This window comes from Escherichia sp. WS1265, from assembly GCF_046487585.1.
Taxonomy (GTDB): Bacteria; Pseudomonadota; Gammaproteobacteria; order Enterobacterales; family Enterobacteriaceae; genus Escherichia; species Escherichia coli.
This window is the reverse complement of record NZ_JBJQJE010000016.1, coordinates 125,200-145,339: the sequence shown is the minus strand read 5'-3', so window position 1 is coordinate 145,339 and position 20,140 is coordinate 125,200. Positions and strand designations below refer to the sequence as shown.

The window sequence follows — 20,140 nt, the reverse complement described above, 5'->3', positions numbered from 1 at the left end:
TGCATGACCGGCCAGGTAATGATTTACAGCGGCAAGTTTTACTTCAAATGAATGTTTCATAAACTGCACCTTCAGATGTCAGATTATGTCCAACATTTGGGGTGCAGTTCAGTTCACGCCTCATCCGGCAATAAGCAACGCGCACCGTGACAGTAATCTACCCCAGTGGTTTCGCCAGCACCGGACTATCCGCCGCTTGCTGGCGCTTATAGCGACCATACAGCAGCAACGACGACATCGCAGCAAACGAAAGCAGGGCGGCAGGCAGCGCCACGTAATTATATGCCAGCCCCAGCGTCAGCATCATACCACCGCAATATGCGCCGACGGCGCTACCGAGGTTAAACGCTATTTGCCCACCTGCGGCACCTAATAACTCTCCGCCTTTGGCATTTTGCAGTAACAATATTTGCAGTGGTGCTGAAAGGGCAAATAATCCCGCGCAACAAATAAATGCAAAAATAAGCGACGTTGTTTTCATGCCGCCGAAGAAAAAGAGCATCAGCAGTGCCAGCACAATAATAAAGTCAGTTACTGCCGCAATGCGCAGTGGTGAATAACGTCCTGAAATCCGGCCACTTAGCACATTCCCCAGCACCATCCCTAGCCCAACTAACATCATAATAAAAGTCATCGCCGTTTCCGAAAAACCGGAAATAAACATCATGTATGGCTTTACGTAGCTGAACCAGGCAAACACACCTGCGTTGCCAAACATGGTGGCGGCGAAAATTAACCACGGGGCCGGGCTGCGCAAAAAGTGAAATTGTTCGCGTAGCTTTCCTTTCGCCTCGTCGCGAATATCCGGCACCCAAAAATAGACCGATGCCATCACCGCAATATTAAAAACAGCGATCAATAAAAAGGTGTAACGCCAGCTAAATTCCTGACTTAAATACGTTCCCAGCGGAATGCCCAGCAAATTGGCTACTGTCATCCCGGAAACCATCCCCGCCACGGCGGCGGTGACTTTGCCGGGTTTGATAATTTTTGATAACACGATCGCGCCGACGCCAAAAAATGCGCCATGCGGAAAGCCGGATACCAGCCGACTAATGGCGAGCATCAGGTAAGACGAAGAGAGCGTGAACATGGCGTTGCCAATGACGCACAACGCCACCAGAAACAATAAGATATGTTTGAGTGAGTAGCGGCTGGAAAAGAGGGCGATGATTGGCGCACCGACCACCACCCCCAGCGCATAATACGAGATCATATGTCCGGCAGCAGGAATCGAAATTCCTACGTTATGCGCCAGCTCCGTGAGCACGCCCATAATGCCAAATTCGGCCATCCCCAAACCAAACGTGCCCAGAGCCAAAGATAAAATGACTTTTTTCATACCACCATCACAACCACCAGAACGGCTACCAATCACCGTAGCCAATAAAGTGATAGCTTGCAGGATAACGACCAGCGAGGCCAAGAGATAATTCGCCCCTCTGTATTCATTATCCTGCTGAATAGTTATTTCACTGCAAATGCATTTTCCAGCTTGCTGTAGCCCAGGCCGTTGATCTTCTTCACTTTGATCTGCACCGGAATACGCTCTTTCATCGCTTCAACGTGGCTAATCACACCGATGGTTTTGCCACTGGCGTTCAGGGCATCCAGCGCATCAAGGGCGGTATCCAGCGTTTCGCTATCCAGCGTGCCAAAACCTTCATCAAGGAACAGCGAGTCAATACGCGTTTTATGGCTGACCAGATCCGAAAGCGCCAGTGCCAGCGCCAGACTGACGAGAAAACTCTCGCCACCGGAAAGGGTACGGGTATCGCGTACCGCATCTGCCTGCCAGGTATCAACAACCTCGACTTCCAGCGCCTCGCTGGCTTTGCGCTGTAACAGATAGCGTCCGTGCAGCCGGGTAAGTTGCTGATTAGCGAGATGGACTAAATTATCCAGCGTCAGCCCCTGGGCAAACTTGCGGAATTTATCGCCCTCTTTGGAACCTATTAGCGAATTCAGATATCCCCAGTCCTCAACCTGCTGCGTCATTTGAGCAATTTGCTGCATTAAGGTTTGTTGTTGCTGACGGTTGTCTGCATCCTGCTTCAGCTGCTGGCGAATCTCGCCTTGACTGGTGGTGTTTTCACGCAACTTTTGGTGAGTTTGCGCTAACTCTTGCTGAATCTGCTCCACCGTCACACTGAGATCCAGGTCGTCAGGTCGGTGTTGCTGATGCTGTGCCAGCGTTTCAGCTGTCTGAGTGACCAGCGTTTGCACCTGACGGCGCTGGTTTTCCAGATTCTGCTTGAGCTGTTCCAGCTGCGTTAGTGTTTGTTCATCCATTAGCGCCGCAAGGAACGCCTGCTGATCGTCAAAGACGCTCGCCTGTAGCGCGGTGTCAAACTGCGCCTGGGCTTTTTGCAGACTTTGCGCCGCCAGAACATCCTGTTGCTGTAACGTCTGCTGCTGGCTGTGTAATGCGAGACATTGTTCATGAACCTGCCGCCAGTTTTCCAGCGCCACAGTTTCTTCGCTGTGTGGGAGTTCATCACTTTGCGGCAACGTTTCCAGAATCGGCGTCAGCTGCTGCATACGGTTTTGCAGCGCGGTTAATTCGTTCTGGCGTTGCTGCCAGCTCTGCGCTTCTTGCTGACGCGTCGCCAACCAGCTCTCTTCTTCACCTTCCTGTGGCAATGTCAGTGCATAACCCGCCAATGCCGTTAAGAGTTGCTGCTGGCGTTGTTCAATTTGCTGTTGATACTGGATAATTTGCTGATTATGCGCGGCAATCTGCCCTTGTAATTCATGCCGTTGGCTGAGTAACCGCAGCTGGCGTTCGTGCTCATCTTGTTCATCCAGCCACGGTTGAATATCGTCCTGTGGCTGCAGGGTGATATTGAGGCTGGCCGTGACGGCTTGCCATTGTTGAGTAAGTGCTTGCTCATCTTGTCGGAGGCTTTGCGCTTCGTTTTCATCGCGCTGAAGCTGCTTCGTTAATGCATCCAGTTGCCCACGTAGCGCCGCACCTTCTTCACCGAGCTTTTTCACTTCGTTTTCCAGCGTTAATAGCCGGGCCTGATTAACGCCCGGTTCCAGCGCCTGATACGCCTCGACCGCCGGGTGGCTGGTGGAACCACAAAGTGGGCAAGGCTGATCCGCCTGTAACTGCGCGCGCTGGGCTTCCAGCGTTTTAATACGCGCTTCCTGCTCGCAAATGGTTTTGACATCGGCAAGTTGCTGCGTCTTTTCTTTATAACGCTGGCGCATTTCGTTAAGTGCGGCATTACGTTGCGTCTGTTCCAGAGTGACATTCTGGATAGTGACCATTAACTGCGCCAGACGTTTTTGTTGGGGAACAATCTGCCCATGCAGCGCGACCAGGCGCTGACGCAGTGGGCGTTGCTCGGCATGTTGCGCCAGGGCGCTAGCAACTTCATCGGCGGTTAACGTCAACGTGATCGCCGCAAGCGTATTAAGTTTTTGCTCAGCATGGGTTAACTGTTGCTGCCATTGCCGCAGATGCTCGCGATCGCTGGTTTGTTGGGAGAACTGCGCACGCCAACCCGCCAGTTCGTTGTTCCACTGACGGAAGCGGTCGTATTCCTGTAACCAGGTATTCAGGCTTTGTTGCTGCTGCTGTAATTCTGCTGACTGCTTCGCCGCGTGGTGGCGAATGCTCGCGCGAAGCGCCATTGTGCTCTGTAAGCGAGTATTTACTTCTTCAATCTGCTGGCGAGTATGCGCCAGCGCCGCGCTGTGTTCTGCGATGCGTTCCCAGTGCGGACGAAGATTTCGTGCCGGTTGTGCCAGACTGAGCGCCGCCAGTTGAGGTTGCGCTTTTTCTTCTTCGGCTAACGCCTGTTGCAAGGCCTGCTGACGGCGGCTGGCTTCTTGCTGCAATTCGTCCAGACGCGTTAACCAGTTTAGTGATTGTTGTTCTTGCTGCTGCGCGGTAAGTAACTGTTTTTCTTCGTCAGTAAGTACCTGCAAACTCGCTGTCAGCGATTGCACTTGTTCCGGCGTGAGCAACGCGACGCCGCTGGCCTGCGCTTGCAGCTTCTCCAGCTCAGTGCGGGCCGATTTGTGCTGCTCAAAAACCATCGCCGAGATTTGCCCGTAGATTTCAGTGCCAGTTAACTCCTCGAGCAATTCCGCGCGTTCTTTGGGTTTGGCATTCAGGAAGGCAGCAAATTGCCCCTGCGAAAGCAGCATCGAACGGGTGAAGCGCCCGTAATCCAGTCCGGTTAACGTCGCCGTCAGTTCCAGCTTATCTTTCACTTTGTCGGCGAGAATTTTGCCATCGGCACAGCGCGCCAGCTCAACGCGTGGCACCTGCAAATTACCGTCCGGCTGGTTACGCGCCCGATTCTGGCTCCAGAACGCGCGATACGCTTCACCTTTCACTTCAAACTCCACCTCCGCCAGACATTCGGCGGTATCGCGGGTCATGAGATCATTTTGCGATTGTGAAACGTTAGAAAGGCGCGGAGTTTCGTGATACAGCGCCAGACAAATGGCGTCCAGCAGGGTGGTTTTCCCCGCACCGGTTGGGCCGGTAATGGCAAACAGCCCGTTGCTGGCGAACGGCTCGCGGGTGAAATCAATCTTCCATTCGCCTTTTAATGAGTTCAGGTTTTTCAGGCGCAGGCTGAGAATTTTCATACTTCGTGTTCTCCGGCGAGGGTATGCAACGTCGTGGTGAAAAGATACTGCAGACGTTGCTGCTGCGATTCATCCAGTTCTTCCAGTGCCAGACGGCGATTGAACACCTCTTCGACGCTGAGTTCGCTGAGGGTTTCACGCTGTTGGCTGGCTAACACACGCTCGCGCTGTTCACGACTCCTGCGTACCAGCAATACTTCAACGGGCAATGATTCGGTTAATGCCTGGATTTTGCGCTGAATATCATGCAGATACTCATCAGTAGTGATTTCGATATCCAGCCAGACAGGTGGCTCCTGTGATACATCGCGCCACTGTTCCAGCTGTTCGGTAATCGACGCCAGATCGCCTTTCAGCACCGCCATGGGTTGCGTTACCGGTACGTTCAGGTTTTCCACGCTCTCTAATTTGCCGTTTGAAAATGTTACCAGATGGACATATTTACTCTTACCGCATTCATCAAAACTCAGTGGAATGGGGGAACCGCAATAGCGAACATGTTCCATGCCGCCAATAATCTGTGCGCGGTGAATATGCCCGAGCGCGATGTAGTCGGCTGGTGGAAAGTTTTGTGCCGGAAACGCGTCCAGCGTGCCAATATAGATGTCACGCACGGCATCACTTTTACTGGCACCCACAGTTGTTAAATGTCCCGTGGCGATGATGGGCAGAGGCTGATCGCCGCGCAGTTTGCAGGCATCGGCATAGTGTTGTTGATAATAATCAGTAATAGCCGCCAGCAAATGCTGCTGTTTTTCAATACCGTTAAGCCCCGCCTGGCTGGTAATAATGTCACGCGGACGTAAAAACGGAATAGGGCACAGCACTGCGCCTGGCGTCCCGTCGCGACGAGGCAAGATTTGCGGCGCATGTCCGGCGCTGGCGACCACGGTCGTATTGAGGAACGCCATGATATCGCGCGATTCATTCAGCGTGGCGACCGAGTCATGGTTTCCTGCCAGTACCACCAGATGACAGCCAGTTTGCTGTAAATTGACAACAAAACGGTTGTATAACGTGCGGGCGTAACTGGGCGGTGAGCCGGTATCGAAAACATCACCAGCAACAATAATCGCATCCACCTGATGGGTTTGTACTGTCTCCAGCAGCCAGTCAAGAAAAGCCTGATGTTCAGCTTCGCGGCTTTTACTGTAGAAGTTCTGGCCGAGATGCCAGTCTGAGGTGTGAAGGATGCGCATAACGGTTCCCTGGCGAAAAAGCATGGGCGCGATTATACCCAAACAGATGTGCCATTTGCTTTTTTCTGCGCCACGGAAATCAATAACCTGAAGATATGTGCGACGAGCTTTTCATAAATCTGTCATAAATCTGACGCATAATGACGTCGCATTAATGATCGCAACCTATTTATTACAACAGGGCAAATCATGGCGAGACGTATTCTGGTCGTAGAAGATGAAGCACCAATTCGCGAAATGGTCTGCTTCGTGCTCGAACAAAATGGCTTTCAGCCGGTCGAAGCGGAAGATTATGACAGTGCTGTGAATCAACTGAATGAACCCTGGCCGGATTTAATTCTCCTTGACTGGATGTTACCTGGCGGCTCCGGTATCCAGTTCATCAAACACCTCAAGCGCGAGTCGATGACCCGGGATATTCCAGTGGTGATGTTGACCGCCAGAGGGGAAGAAGAAGATCGCGTGCGCGGCCTTGAAACCGGCGCGGATGACTATATCACCAAGCCGTTTTCGCCGAAGGAGCTGGTGGCGCGAATCAAAGCGGTAATGCGCCGTATTTCGCCAATGGCGGTGGAAGAGGTGATCGAGATGCAGGGGCTAAGTCTCGACCCGACATCCCACCGGGTGATGGCGGGCGAAGAGCCGCTGGAGATGGGGCCGACAGAATTTAAACTGCTGCACTTTTTTATGACGCATCCTGAGCGCGTGTACAGCCGCGAGCAGCTATTAAACCACGTCTGGGGAACCAACGTGTATGTGGAAGACCGCACGGTCGATGTCCACATTCGTCGCCTGCGTAAAGCACTGGAGCCCGGTGGGCATGACCGCATGGTGCAGACCGTGCGCGGTACAGGATATCGTTTTTCAACCCGCTTTTAACGCCTTGCTCATCGGACGCAGAGCAGGGCTTATGATTTCTTAACTGGAGTATCTTACGTGCTGGAACGGCTGTCGTGGAAAAGGCTGGTGCTGGAGCTGCTACTTTGCTGCCTCCCGGCTTTCATCCTGGGTGTATTTTTTGGTTACCTGCCCTGGTTTTTGCTGGCATCGGTAACAGGACTGCTTATCTGGCATTTCTGGAATTTATTGCGCCTTTCATGGTGGCTGTGGGTGGATCGCAGTATGACCCCGCCACCGGGGCGTGGTAGCTGGGAACCGCTACTATACGGCTTACACCAGATGCAGCTGCGAAATAAAAAACGCCGTCGTGAACTGGGCAATCTGATTAAACGCTTTCGTAGCGGCGCGGAGTCGCTGCCCGACGCGGTGGTGCTGACCACGGAAGAGGGCGGTATTTTCTGGTGTAACGGCCTGGCGCAACAGATTCTTGGTTTGCGCTGGCCGGAAGATAACGGGCAGAACATCCTTAACCTGCTGCGTTACCCGGAGTTTACGCAATATCTGAAAACGCGTGATTTTTCTCGCCCGCTCAATCTGGTGCTCAACACCGGGCGGCATCTGGAAATTCGCGTCATGCCTTATACCCACAAACAGTTGCTGATGGTGGCGCGTGATGTCACGCAAATGCATCAACTGGAAGGGGCGCGGCGTAACTTTTTTGCCAACGTGAGCCATGAGTTACGTACGCCATTGACCGTGCTACAGGGTTACCTGGAGATGATGGATGAGCAACCGCTGGAAGGCGCGGTACGTGAAAAAGCGTTGCACACCATGCGCGAGCAGACCCAGCGGATGGAAGGGCTGGTGAAGCAATTGCTGACGCTGTCGAAAATAGAAGCCGCACCGACGCATTTGCTCAATGAAAAGGTTGATGTGCCGATGATGCTGCGCGTTGTTGAGCGCGAGGCTCAGACTCTGAGTCAGAAAAAACAGACATTTACCTTTGAGATAGATAACGGCCTCAAGGTGTCTGGCAACGAAGATCAGCTACGCAGTGCGATTTCGAACCTGGTCTATAACGCCGTAAATCATACGCCGGAAGGCACGCATATCACCGTACGCTGGCAGCGAGTGCCGCACGGTGCCGAATTTAGCGTTGAAGATAACGGACCGGGCATTGCACCAGAGCATATTCCGCGCCTGACCGAGCGTTTTTATCGCGTTGATAAAGCGCGTTCCCGGCAAACCGGCGGTAGCGGATTAGGGTTAGCGATCGTGAAACATGCGGTGAATCATCACGAAAGTCGCCTGAATATTGAGAGTACAGTAGGAAAAGGAACACGTTTCAGTTTTGTTATCCCGGAACGTTTAATTGCCAAAAACAGCGATTAATCCACCTTTGTCATCTTTTATTGCCATAAGCCAGCCGATGCTGGCTTATTTTCTTTGCAGTCAAAATACGGGCGTTAGATTTTACAACGGTTGGCGATTTTTTGTTCGCATGATTAGCCATGTCTTTTTCACGGAAATAGTGTTTTATACTGGTTGGCGGTTTCTTATCGCTATATACCTCTGGTTTTTAGATCCCTCCTTGCTTTAAAACGTTATAAGCGTTTAAATTGCGCTTCAGGTGCTGTCATACTGACTGCATTAACGCGGTAAATCGAAAAACTATTCTTCGCCGCGCCTGGTTGGGAGTATTTCCCGCTAAAATTGTTTAAATATACCGCTGTATCATCCCCAGGGATTGGCACAAAAATTTAACGTTACAACACCACATCCACAGGCAGTATGATTTATGACCCATCAATTAAGATCGCGCGATATCATCGCTCTGGGCTTTATGACATTTGCGTTGTTCGTCGGCGCAGGTAACATTATTTTCCCTCCAATGGTCGGCTTACAGGCAGGCGAACACGTCTGGACTGCGGCATTCGGCTTCCTCATTACTGCCGTTGGCCTGCCGGTATTAACGGTAGTGGCGCTGGCAAAAGTTGGCGGCGGTGTTGACAGCCTCAGCACGCCAATCGGTAAAGTCGCTGGCGTACTGCTGGCAACGGTGTGTTACCTGGCGGTGGGGCCGCTTTTCGCTACGCCGCGTACAGCTACCGTTTCTTTTGAAGTGGGGATTGCGCCGCTGACGGGTGATTCCGCGCTGCCGCTGTTTATCTACAGCCTGGTCTATTTCGCTATCGTTATTCTGGTTTCGCTCTATCCGGGCAAGCTGCTGGATACCGTGGGCAACTTCCTTGCGCCGCTGAAAATTATCGCGCTGGTCATCCTGTCAGTTGCCGCAATTGTCTGGCCAGCGGGTTCTATCAGCACGGCGACTGAGGCTTATCAAAACGCTGCGTTTTCTAACGGCTTCGTCAACGGCTATCTGACCATGGATACGCTGGGCGCGATGGTGTTTGGTATCGTTATTGTTAACGCGGCGCGTTCTCGTGGCGTTACCGAAGCGCGTCTGCTGACCCGTTATACCGTCTGGGCTGGCCTGATGGCGGGTGTCGGTCTGACTCTGCTGTACCTGGCGCTGTTCCGTCTGGGTTCAGACAGCGCGTCGCTGGTCGATCAGTCTGCAAACGGCGCTGCTATTCTGCATGCTTACGTTCAGCACACCTTTGGCGGCGGCGGTAGCTTCCTGCTGGCGGCGTTAATCTTCATCGCCTGCCTGGTCACGGCAGTTGGCCTGACCTGTGCTTGTGCAGAATTCTTCGCCCAGTACGTACCGCTCTCTTATCGTACGCTGGTGTTTATCCTCGGCGGCTTCTCGATGGTGGTGTCTAACCTCGGCTTGAGTCAGCTGATTCAGATCTCCGTACCGGTGCTGACCGCCATTTATCCGCCGTGTATCGCACTGGTTGTATTAAGTTTTACACGCTCATGGTGGCATAATTCGTCCCGCGTGATTGCTCCGCCGATGTTTATCAGCCTGCTTTTTGGTATTCTCGACGGGATCAAAGCATCTGCATTCAGCGATATCTTACCGTCCTGGGCGCAGCGTTTACCGCTGGCCGAACAAGGTCTGGCGTGGTTAATGCCAACAGTGGTGATGGTGGTTCTGGCCATTATCTGGGATCGCGCGGCAGGTCGTCAGGTGACCTCCAGCGCTCACTAAATCACTGAACATTTGTTTTAACCACGGGGCTGCGATGCCCCGTGGTTTTTTATTGTGTTGATGGGTTAGGAATTGATGGAAAGTAAGAACAAGCTAAAGCGTGGGCTAAGTACCCGCCACATACGCTTTATGGCACTGGGTTCAGCAATTGGCACCGGGTTGTTTTACGGTTCGGCAGACGCCATCAAAATGGCCGGTCCGAGCGTGTTGTTGGCCTATATTATCGGTGGTGTCGCGGCGTATATCATTATGCGCGCGCTGGGGGAAATGTCGGTACATAACCCGGCCGCCAGCTCTTTCTCGCGTTATGCGCAGGAAAACCTCGGACCGCTGGCAGGTTACATTACCGGCTGGACCTACTGCTTTGAAATCCTTATTGTCGCCATCGCCGATGTGACCGCTTTTGGTATCTATATGGGTGTCTGGTTCCCGACGGTGCCGCACTGGATTTGGGTACTGAGCGTGGTGCTGATCATTTGCGCCGTAAACCTGATGAGCGTGAAGGTATTCGGTGAGCTGGAGTTCTGGTTCTCGTTCTTTAAAGTCGCCACCATCATCATCATGATTGTCGCCGGTTTCGGCATCATCATCTGGGGGATTGGCAACGGCGGGCAACCGACCGGTATTCATAACCTGTGGAGCAACGGCGGCTTCTTCAGTAACGGCTGGCTTGGGATGGTGATGTCGTTGCAAATGGTGATGTTTGCTTACGGTGGGATCGAAATTATCGGGATTACCGCCGGTGAAGCGAAAGATCCTGAGAAATCGATACCGCGTGCGATTAACTCCGTGCCGATGCGTATTCTGGTGTTCTACGTCGGTACGCTGTTCGTCATTATGTCTATCTACCCGTGGAATCAGGTTGGCACTGCCGGTAGCCCGTTCGTGCTGACGTTCCAGCATATGGGCATTACCTTTGCCGCCAGCATTCTTAACTTTGTTGTGCTGACTGCTTCGCTGTCGGCAATTAACAGTGACGTATTTGGCGTAGGCCGTATGCTCCACGGTATGGCAGAGCAGGGCAGCGCGCCGAAAATTTTCAGCAAAACGTCGCGTCGCGGTATTCCGTGGGTTACGGTGCTGGTGATGACTACCGCGCTGCTGTTTGCGGTGTATCTGAACTACATCATGCCGGAAAACGTCTTCCTGGTGATCGCTTCGCTGGCAACCTTCGCCACGGTGTGGGTGTGGATTATGATCCTGCTGTCGCAAATTGCCTTCCGTCGCCGTTTGCCGCCAGAAGAAGTTAAGGCGCTGAAATTTAAAGTGCCGGGTGGGGTAGCAACGACCATCGGCGGGCTGATTTTCCTGCTCTTTATTATCGGGTTGATTGGTTATCACCCGGATACGCGTATCTCGCTGTATGTCGGTTTCGCGTGGATTGTTGTGCTGTTGATTGGCTGGATGTTTAAACGCCGCCACGATCGTCAGCTGGCTGAAAACCAGTAATACTTGCGTTCTGTAAGCCGGTTCAGGAGGAAATCCTGATCCGGCTATTCCGAAAGTTATCCGCCCCCGTCCTCCTCCCCCAAATATCCTTCAGATGATGAGTGATCCTGCATTAGGCTATGGCAAGGTGATCAGATTTTCATCACAGGGGAATTATGATGTTAAATGCATGGCACCTGCCGGTGCCCCCATTTGTTAAACAAAGCAAAGATCAACTGCTCATTACACTGTGGCTGACGGGCGAAGACCCACCGCAGCGCATTATGCTGCGTACAGAACACGACAACGAAGAAACGTCAGTACCGATGCATAAGCAGCGCAGTCAGCCGCAGCCTGGCGTCACCGCATGGCGGGCGGCGATCGATCTCTCCAGCGGGCAACCCCGGCGGCGTTATAGTTTCAAATTGCTGTGGCACGATCGCCAGCGTTGGTTTACACCGCAGGGCTTCAGCCGAATGCCGCCAGCACGACTGGAGCAGTTTGCCGTCGATGTCCCGGATATCGGCCCACAATGGGCTGCGGATCAGATTTTTTATCAGATCTTCCCTGATCGTTTCGCCCGTAGTCTTCCTCGTGAAGCTGAACAGGATCATGTTTATTACCATCACGCAGCCGGACAAGAGATCATATTGCGTGACTGGGATGAACCGGTCACGGCGCAGGCGGGCGGATCAACGTTCTATGGCGGCGATCTGGACGGTATCAGCGAAAAACTGCCGTATCTGAAAAAACTTGGCGTGACGGCGCTGTATCTTAATCCGGTGTTTAAAGCTCCCAGCGTACATAAATACGATACCGAGGATTATCGCCATGTCGATCCGCAGTTTGGCGGTGATGGGGCATTGCTGCGTTTGCGACACAATACGCAGCAGCTGGGAATGCGGCTGGTGCTGGATGGCGTGTTTAACCACAGTGGCGATTCCCATGCCTGGTTTGACAGGCACAATCGTGGCACGGGGGGAGCTTGTCACAACCCCGAATCGCCCTGGCGCGACTGGTACTCGTTTAGTGATGATGGCACGGCGCTCGACTGGCTGGGCTATGCCAGCTTGCCGAAACTGGATTATCAGTCGGAAAGTCTGGTGAATGAAATTTATCGCGGGGAAGACAGTATTGTCCGCCACTGGCTGAAAGCGCCGTGGAATATGGACGGCTGGCGACTGGATGTGGTGCATATGCTGGGGGAAGCCGGTGGGGCGCGCAATAATTTGCAGCACGTTGCCGGGATCACCGAAGCGGCGAAAGAAACCCAGCCGGAAGCGTATATAGTTGGAGAGCATTTTGGCGATGCACGGCAATGGTTACAGGCCGATGTGGAAGATGCCGCCATGAACTATCGCGGCTTCACATTCCCGTTGTGGGGATTTCTCGCCAATACCGATATCTCTTATGATCCGCAGCAAATTGACGCCCAAACCTGTATGGCCTGGATGGATAATTACCGCGCAGGACTTTCTCATCAACAGCAATTACGTATGTTTAATCAGCTCGATAGCCACGATACTGCGCGATTTAAAACGCTGCTCGGTCGGGATATTGCGCGCCTGCCGCTGGCGGTGGTCTGGCTGTTCACCTGGCCTGGTGTACCGTGCATTTATTACGGTGATGAAGTAGGACTGGATGGCAAAAACGATCCGTTTTGCCGTAAACCGTTCCCCTGGCAGGTGGAAAAGCAGGATACGGCGTTATTCGCGTTGTACCAGCGAATGATTGCGCTGCGTAAGAAAAGTCAGGCGCTGCGTCGTGGCGGCTGTCAGGTGCTGTATGCGGAAGATAACGTGGTGGTATTTGTCCGCGTGCTGAATCAGCAGCGTGTACTGGTGGCAATCAACCGTGGCGAGGCCTGTGAAGTGGTGCTACCCGCGTCACCGTTTCTTAATGTCGTGCAATGGCAACGCAAAGAAGGCCATGGGCAACTGACAGACGGGATTCTGGCTTTGCCTGCCATTTCGGCTACGGTGTGGATGAACTAAAGCATCTGTTTTATTTGTAACGTCGTTAGTCACCAGCCCTGACACTACGCAGCGAAAAAGCTGCTCAATGTCAGGGCTGAATTTGTTAAATATTTGTCCTGATCGATATGAGCGATTTTTGGTATTCTTTGCCCATGATGTTATGTACAACATGCTCCAGGATAACCCTGTAGTGGAGCAAAGATATGACAATTTCAAATTCGAATTTATTGAAACCATTTATTACTGGTAGTGAGTTGCCACCTTTTAAAGAGGATGTCTTTTCTAAAACAGAAGAACAATTTAAAAAAAGCCCCCATGGCAAATTGCTTTTCATTTCCGGAAATGAAAACTTAGTAAACATTTCAGCGGAAAAAATCGATGAAATAAAAAATAGCAAAGATTTCTTTTCAAACATTGTAAATATAATAATTTTACTCATTAAGCATCCTGATAAAATTCTGCCCATTCTTCATGGTTGTCCTGCAGAGTCCATCGAACTCATTAAGAATGCGAAACGAACGGGGCAATGGTCATATGAGATGACTGATAAGAACGGGCAGAGTATTGAAGTGTCCTATATTTTCACTGATACCATAGATAATAATTATGATGGAAAATTATGCTTAAAAATCTGTAACCCCTGCAACCAAAATGATTCTAGTACACATGAATATAAAATAGATCATCAACAGTTGAAAAATCACATAAGGCAACTTGAGGAGTGGGCCCTTCTTGAAAAGTTTTATGATAACAACGCTTATTATTCTAAACGTACAAAACAATTAGAGAAGAAAATTGCCGATGCGGGGTTTATAACAGGGAAGGTTAATGCCGATAACTTTAATGTAAAAGAGTTTAAAGACGATATAGCCTCGATGCTTTGTGAACAGCCCCCCATGCGTACACACCAGATTTCTTCATCCGGATACTTATCTGCCGATAAAGTGCCCGATCTCTATAAGACAAATTTGAAAGACGCGCAGAGAGATCTGAAAACAACACCGGTTGACATCGATGGTGTTAGTCTAAAACCAAAAACTCGGGAAAAAATTGCGGAAAAAATTGCGAAAAAAACTGAGGAAGAAAATGCGAAAAAAATTGCGAAACAAAATGCGAAGACCATTGAGGAGAAGAATAGTGAAAAAAACAAGAAAGAAACAAATCCTGAGGATAATTTTGTCTTAAAATTCTCACCGGAAGAAATCAATGAGATGCTCCTGGATTACAGCGATGAAGAACAAAAAAAATTAAGACCTTTTTTCACTAGTGATCATATCTATTGTTTGTTTGATGCTTTTAGTCAGGGTTTGTATAATGTTGCTCGTAATGGCAGTCCACGGTATGCAGGTTTACTACGTCAAATAGCATCCAAGTGTGCGATATTACAAGATTTTGATCAACAATTGTTCTGGCGCACGTTTTCAGGAGGAGTCTTCCATCGACGTATCTCTGTGAACAGCGAGCCAGAAAAGACAGATGTATGGCGATTCAGTACACAATTTGATTTTCCATATATAAATGAAAACGGAGAGTTGTCCAGAACGGTACTCATGTTCGAGGGGGTTGCTGAAAGCAACTTTAAAGATATCGCCAATCATTCCAGCGAATGTTTTTCTTACAGCTGTTATGCCGCCCCGCTGGATGCGAATGCTAAAAAATAGTGACGCCGGAGCTTGAAGTTTCAGAGCGCCTTGTGTGACGCCTGTGCCATCATCCGCGGATAAAACTGCCAGAAGCGGGTTTCCAGGGCATCGTAATGGGCGTCTAAATCGTACCAGGAGTCACGCAGGGCATCCAGACGTGGGCGACGGCTTGCCATGCCGTTTAACACGTTCTGGATGAAATCCATATCTCGATAGCGCACCAGCCACTGCTCTGACCACAAGTAATTGTTCAGATTGATAAAACGTGGCGGTGAGTCCGGCAAAATCGTCATCACTTGCTCGCGGGCATAACAGACAAATTCCTGTAGCGGAAAGTCCGGCGACAGCTGCGACCAGTGGCGGGAAAGAAAGTGATCCCACATGACATCCAGGGTAATAGGCGCAACGCGGCGCGTTTCACTACGAAACCATTCCCGTGCTTCGCGGACTTCCGGCAGATTGTCGGTTAGTACATCAATGCGCCGATGCATATGAATGCCAGCCACGACGTCGGGCGGAAAACTTTCTTCAGGATTTCCGCGTACGAAATCAGCCAGTAAATTGCCAGAAAGCGAGCTTTCCGCCAGGTGAGCTAGATGCAGGTGAGCTAAAAAATTCATATACACTTCATCCTTCAAACTGCCTCTTCGTTGGCTGCCTTCACTCACCCCAGTCACTTACTTAATGTAAGCTCCTGGGGACTCATTCAGTTGCCATCTCGATGCATCTTGAATGATTTTGTGTATAGATTATGTCATCCATCAAGGAGGGTAAAGGTTGCAGGGAGAGCGCCCCGGCACTAGACTACCCGCCTCTTATTTTAGTCTGAGTCAGTGTCATGCGCGTTACCGATTTCTCCTTTGAATTGCCCGAATCCCTGATTGCCCACTATCCCATGCCTGAACGCAGTAGCTGTCGTTTACTGTCGCTGGACGGGCCGACGGGCGCGCTGACGCACGGTACTTTCACCGATTTACTCGATAAGCTCAACCCCGGCGATCTTCTGGTTTTTAATAATACCCGCGTGATCCCGGCGCGCCTGTTTGGGCGTAAAGCCAGCGGCGGCAAGATTGAAGTGCTGGTTGAGCGGATGCTCGACGACAAACGCATTCTTGCGCATATTCGCGCCTCGAAAGCGCCAAAACCTGGCGCAGAACTGTTACTGGGCGATGACGAAAGTATCAACGCAACAATGACCGCGCGCCACGGCGCACTGTTTGAAGTTGAATTTAATGATGATCGTTCGGTACTGGATATCCTCAACAGCATCGGCCATATGCCGCTGCCGCCGTATATCGACCGTCCGGACGAAGACGCTGACCGCGAACTTTATCAAACCGTTTATAGCGAAAAACCGGGCGCGGTTGCAGCCCCGACCGCTGGTCTGCATTTTGACGAACCTTTGCTGGAAAAATTACGCGCCAAAGGCGTGGAGATGGCGTTCGTCACCCTGCACGTTGGTGCGGGCACCTTCCAGCCGGTGCGCGTCGACACCATTGAAGATCACATCATGCACTCGGAATACGCTGAAGTACCGCAGGATGTGGTAGACGCGGTACTGGCGGCGAAAGCGCGCGGTAACCGGGTGATTGCGGTTGGCACCACCTCAGTACGTTCACTGGAAAGCGCGGCTCAGGCGGCGAAAAACGATCTCATCGAACCGTTCTTTGACGACACCCAAATCTTTATCTATCCGGGCTTTCAGTACAAAGTGGTCGATGCGCTGGTGACGAACTTCCACTTGCCAGAGTCGACGCTGATTATGCTGGTTTCGGCCTTTGCCGGTTATCAACACACCATGAACGCCTATAAATCAGCGGTAGAAGAGAAATATCGCTTTTTTAGTTACGGTGATGCGATGTTTATCACGTACAATCCGCAGGCAATTAATGAGCGCGTCGGGGAGTAATTCCGCGGCGCTGGTTTAAAACGTTGGACTGTTTTTCTGACGTAGTGGAGAAAAAATGAAATTTGAACTGGACACCACCGACGCTCGCGCACGCCGTGGCCGCCTGGTCTTTGATCGTGGCGTAGTGGAAACGCCTTGTTTTATGCCTGTTGGCACCTACGGCACCGTAAAAGGGATGACGCCGGAAGAAGTTGAAGCCACTGGCGCACAAATTATTCTCGGTAACACCTTCCACCTGTGGCTGCGCCCGGGCCAGGAAATCATGAAACTGCACGGCGATCTGCACGATTTTATGCAGTGGAAAGGCCCAATCCTTACCGACTCCGGCGGCTTCCAGGTCTTCAGCCTTGGTGATATTCGTAAAATCACCGAACAGGGCGTTCACTTCCGTAACCCGATCAACGGCGACCCGATTTTCCTCGACCCGGAAAAGTCGATGGAGATTCAGTACGATCTTGGTTCGGATATCGTCATGATCTTTGATGAGTGTACGCCGTATCCTGCTGACTGGGATTACGCAAAACGCTCCATGGAGATGTCTCTGCGTTGGGCGAAGCGTAGCCGTGAGCGTTTTGATAGTCTCGGAAACAAAAATGCGCTGTTTGGTATCATTCAGGGCAGCGTTTACGAAGATTTACGTGATATTTCTGTTAAAGGTCTGGTAGATATCGGTTTTGATGGCTACGCTGTCGGCGGTCTGGCTGTGGGTGAGCCGAAAGCAGATATGCACCGCATTCTGGAGCATGTATGCCCGCAAATTCCGGCAGACAAACCGCGTTACCTGATGGGCGTTGGTAAACCAGAAGACCTGGTTGAAGGCGTGCGTCGCGGTATCGATATGTTTGACTGCGTAATGCCAACCCGCAACGCCCGAAATGGTCATTTGTTCGTGACCGATGGCGTGGTGAAAATCCGCAATGCGAAGTTTAAGAGCGATACTGGCCCACTCGATCCTGAGTGTGATTGCTACACCTGTCGCAATTATTCACGCGCTTACTTGCATCATCTCGACCGTTGCAACGAAATATTAGGCGCGCGACTCAATACCATTCATAACCTTCGTTACTACCAGCGTTTGATGGCGGGTTTACGCAAGGCTATTGAAGAGGGTAAATTAGAGAGCTTCGTAACTGATTTTTACCAGCGTCAGGGGCGAGAAGTACCACCTTTGAACGTTGATTAATATTAATAATGAGGGAAATTTAATGAGCTTTTTTATTTCTGATGCGGTAGCGGCAACGGGTGCACCGGCGCAAGGTAGCCCGATGTCTTTGATTTTGATGCTGGTGGTATTCGGTCTGATTTTCTATTTCATGATCCTGCGTCCACAGCAGAAGCGCACCAAAGAACACAAAAAGCTGATGGACTCCATTGCCAAAGGTGATGAAGTTCTGACGAACGGTGGCCTGGTTGGTCGCGTAACCAAAGTAGCGGAAAACGGCTACATTGCTATCGCGCTGAATGACACCACTGAAGTAGTTATTAAACGTGACTTCGTAGCTGCCGTCCTGCCGAAAGGCACCATGAAGGCGCTGTAATTAAAATTTTTCCCTAAGGGAATTGCCGTGTTAAACCGTTATCCTTTGTGGAAGTACGTCATGCTGATCGTGGTGATTGTCATCGGTCTGCTGTATGCGCTTCCCAACCTGTTTGGTGAGGATCCGGCTGTTCAGATCACTGGTGCGCGCGGAGTCGCCGCCAGTGAGCAAACGCTGATCCAGGTCCAGAAAACGTTACAAGAAGAAAAAATAACTGCTAAGTCTGTGGCACTGGAAGAGGGCGCTATTCTTGCGCGCTTCGACTCCACTGACACCCAGCTGCGCGCTCGTGAAGCATTAATGGGCGTTATGGGTGACAAATACGTCGTGGCGCTTAACCTTGCCCCGGCAACGCCGCGCTGGCTGGCAGCTATTCACGCTGAGCCGATGAAGCTCGGCCTTGACCTGCGTGGCGGCGTTCACTTCCTGATGGAAGTGGATATGGACACCGCGCTTGGCAAACTCCAGGAACAAAATATCGATAGCCTGCGCAGCGACCTGCGCGAAAAGGGCATCCCGTATACCACCGTTCGTAAAGAAAACAACTACGGCCTAAGCATCACTTTCCGCGATGCTAAAGCTCGTGATGAAGCCATTGCGTATCTGAGCAAGCGTCATCCGGACCTGGTGATTAGTAGCCAGGGCAGCAACCAGCTGCGTGCGGTAATGAGCGATGCTCGCCTGAGTGAAGCGCGTGAATATGCGGTGCAGCAGAACATTAATATCCTGCGTAACCGTGTAAACCAACTTGGTGTGGCGGAGCCGGTGGTTCAGCGTCAGGGTGCTGACCGTATCGTTGTTGAACTGCCAGGTATTCAGGACACCGCGCGTGCGAAAGAGATTCTGGGTGCGACGGCAACGCTGGAATTCCGTCTGGTAAACACCAACGTTGATCAGGCCGCAGCGGCTTCCGGCCGCGTACCGGGCGACTCTGAAGTGAAACAGACTCGCGAAGGTCAGCCGGTTGTGCTGTACAAACGCGTAATTCTGACCGGTGACCATATCACTGACTCCACTTCCAGCCAGGACGAATACAACCAGCCGCAGGTTAACATCTCGCTCGATAGCGCTGGTGGTAACATCATGTCTAACTTCACCAAGGACAACATCGGCAAACCGATGGCAACCCTGTTTGTGGAGTACAAAGACAGCGGTAAGAAAGATGCAAATGGTCGTGCGGTTCTGGTGAAACAGGAAGAGGTGATTAATATCGCCAACATTCAGTCTCGTCTGGGTAACAGCTTCCGTATCACCGGCATCAACAACCCGAACGAAGCCCGTCAGCTGTCACTGTTGCTGCGTGCCGGTGCGTTGATCGCGCCGATTCAGATTGTTGAAGAACGTACCATTGGCCCGACCCTGGGTATGCAGAACATTGAGCAGGGGCTGGAGGCTTGCCTTGCCGGTCTGCTGGTTTCTATTCTGTTCATGATCATCTTCTATAAGAAGTTTGGTCTGATTGCGACCAGTGCTCTGATTGCCAACTTGATCTTGATTGTCGGCATTATGTCGCTGTTGCCAGGCGCAACGCTGAGTATGCCAGGTATCGCGGGTATCGTCTTAACCCTTGCAGTAGCGGTCGATGCAAACGTACTGATCAACGAACGTATTAAAGAAGAGTTGAGCAACGGACGTACTGTTCAACAGGCAATTGATGAAGGTTATCGTGGCGCATTCAGTTCTATCTTCGATGCGAACATCACCACGCTGATTAAAGTCATCATCCTGTACGCAGTGGGTACCGGGGCAATTAAAGGGTTCGCGATTACTACCGGTATCGGTGTGGCGACGTCGATGTTTACCGCGATTGTCGGTACGCGTGCCATCGTAAACCTGCTATATGGCGGCAAGCGCGTCAAGAAGCTGTCAATCTGAGGA

14 protein-coding genes are annotated in these 20,140 nt (G+C 51.4%); 10 read left to right on the top strand and 4 right to left on the bottom strand.

Annotated features, from left to right (window positions below; genetic code table 11):
* Positions 1–157: 157 nt before the first annotated feature.
* From araJ to sbcD, 3 genes are all read right to left on the bottom strand, one after another.
* Positions 158–1,342, bottom strand: coding sequence for an MFS transporter AraJ (gene araJ / locus ACJHX3_RS16765; RefSeq protein ID WP_024229916.1), 1,185 nt, complete (start codon positions 1,340–1,342; stop codon positions 158–160).
* A 125-nt stretch (positions 1,343–1,467) separates the two neighbouring features.
* Positions 1,468–4,611 carry an exonuclease subunit SbcC gene (gene sbcC / locus ACJHX3_RS16760; RefSeq protein ID WP_094321863.1) on the bottom strand — a complete coding sequence of 1,048 codons (3,144 nt, stop codon included), beginning with the start codon at positions 4,609–4,611 and terminating at the stop codon, positions 1,468–1,470.
* Positions 4,608–5,810, bottom strand: coding sequence for an exonuclease subunit SbcD (sbcD, locus tag ACJHX3_RS16755; protein ID WP_059341819.1), 1,203 nt, complete (start codon positions 5,808–5,810; stop codon positions 4,608–4,610). The genes sbcC and sbcD overlap by 4 nt, the downstream gene beginning before the upstream one ends.
* A gap of 189 nt (positions 5,811–5,999) precedes the next feature.
* Here sbcD and phoB point away from each other — a divergent pair, with 189 nt between their 5' ends.
* The 6 genes from phoB to ACJHX3_RS16725 all read left to right on the top strand — a co-directional run bounded on the left by phoB (position 6,000) and on the right by ACJHX3_RS16725 (position 14,833).
* Positions 6,000–6,689 carry a phosphate response regulator transcription factor PhoB gene (phoB, locus tag ACJHX3_RS16750; RefSeq protein WP_000113933.1) on the top strand — a complete coding sequence of 230 codons (690 nt, stop codon included), beginning with the start codon at positions 6,000–6,002 and terminating at the stop codon, positions 6,687–6,689.
* Positions 6,690–6,746: 57 nt separating this feature from the next.
* The gene (gene phoR / locus ACJHX3_RS16745) at positions 6,747–8,042 is read left to right on the top strand and encodes a phosphate regulon sensor histidine kinase PhoR (protein WP_000893631.1); all 1,296 of its coding nucleotides are present in this window, start codon (positions 6,747–6,749) and stop codon (positions 8,040–8,042) included.
* A 406-nt stretch (positions 8,043–8,448) separates the two neighbouring features.
* Positions 8,449–9,768 carry a branched-chain amino acid transporter carrier protein BrnQ gene (gene brnQ, locus ACJHX3_RS16740; RefSeq protein ID WP_000149639.1) on the top strand — a complete coding sequence of 440 codons (1,320 nt, stop codon included), beginning with the start codon at positions 8,449–8,451 and terminating at the stop codon, positions 9,766–9,768.
* A 75-nt stretch (positions 9,769–9,843) separates the two neighbouring features.
* Entirely contained in the window at positions 9,844–11,217 is a 1,374-nt protein-coding gene (gene proY / locus ACJHX3_RS16735) for a proline-specific permease ProY (protein WP_001521998.1), read from the top strand.
* Positions 11,218–11,372: 155 nt separating this feature from the next.
* Complete coding sequence (gene malZ, locus ACJHX3_RS16730; RefSeq protein WP_001328722.1) at positions 11,373–13,190, top strand: maltodextrin glucosidase; 1,818 nt, start codon at positions 11,373–11,375, stop codon at positions 13,188–13,190.
* 185 nt (positions 13,191–13,375) lie between these two features.
* Positions 13,376–14,833 (top strand): hypothetical protein, encoded by a 1,458-nt coding sequence (locus ACJHX3_RS16725; protein ID WP_000155927.1) that lies wholly within the window; start codon positions 13,376–13,378, stop codon positions 14,831–14,833.
* A gap of 20 nt (positions 14,834–14,853) precedes the next feature.
* On the opposite strand, the gene acpH is transcribed toward ACJHX3_RS16725, so the two are convergent.
* The gene (gene acpH, locus ACJHX3_RS16720) at positions 14,854–15,435 is read right to left on the bottom strand and encodes an ACP phosphodiesterase (RefSeq protein ID WP_001009884.1); all 582 of its coding nucleotides are present in this window, start codon (positions 15,433–15,435) and stop codon (positions 14,854–14,856) included.
* Between the two features lie 218 nt (positions 15,436–15,653).
* Between acpH and queA the strand changes: the two genes are divergently transcribed.
* Genes queA through secD form a run of 4 tightly spaced genes read left to right on the top strand, consistent with a single transcriptional unit; the run spans position 15,654 to position 20,137 of the window.
* A complete protein-coding gene (gene queA / locus ACJHX3_RS16715; protein ID WP_001266494.1) occupies positions 15,654–16,724 on the top strand; it encodes a tRNA preQ1(34) S-adenosylmethionine ribosyltransferase-isomerase QueA in 1,071 nt (356 codons plus the stop codon).
* 55 nt (positions 16,725–16,779) lie between these two features.
* Entirely contained in the window at positions 16,780–17,907 is a 1,128-nt protein-coding gene (gene tgt, locus ACJHX3_RS16710; RefSeq protein WP_094308350.1) for a tRNA guanosine(34) transglycosylase Tgt, read from the top strand.
* A 22-nt stretch (positions 17,908–17,929) separates the two neighbouring features.
* Positions 17,930–18,262, top strand: coding sequence for a preprotein translocase subunit YajC (yajC, locus tag ACJHX3_RS16705; protein ID WP_000007629.1), 333 nt, complete (start codon positions 17,930–17,932; stop codon positions 18,260–18,262).
* Between the two features lie 27 nt (positions 18,263–18,289).
* Complete coding sequence (gene secD / locus ACJHX3_RS16700) at positions 18,290–20,137, top strand: protein translocase subunit SecD (protein WP_000934822.1); 1,848 nt, start codon at positions 18,290–18,292, stop codon at positions 20,135–20,137.
* Positions 20,138–20,140: the final 3 nt, after the last annotated feature.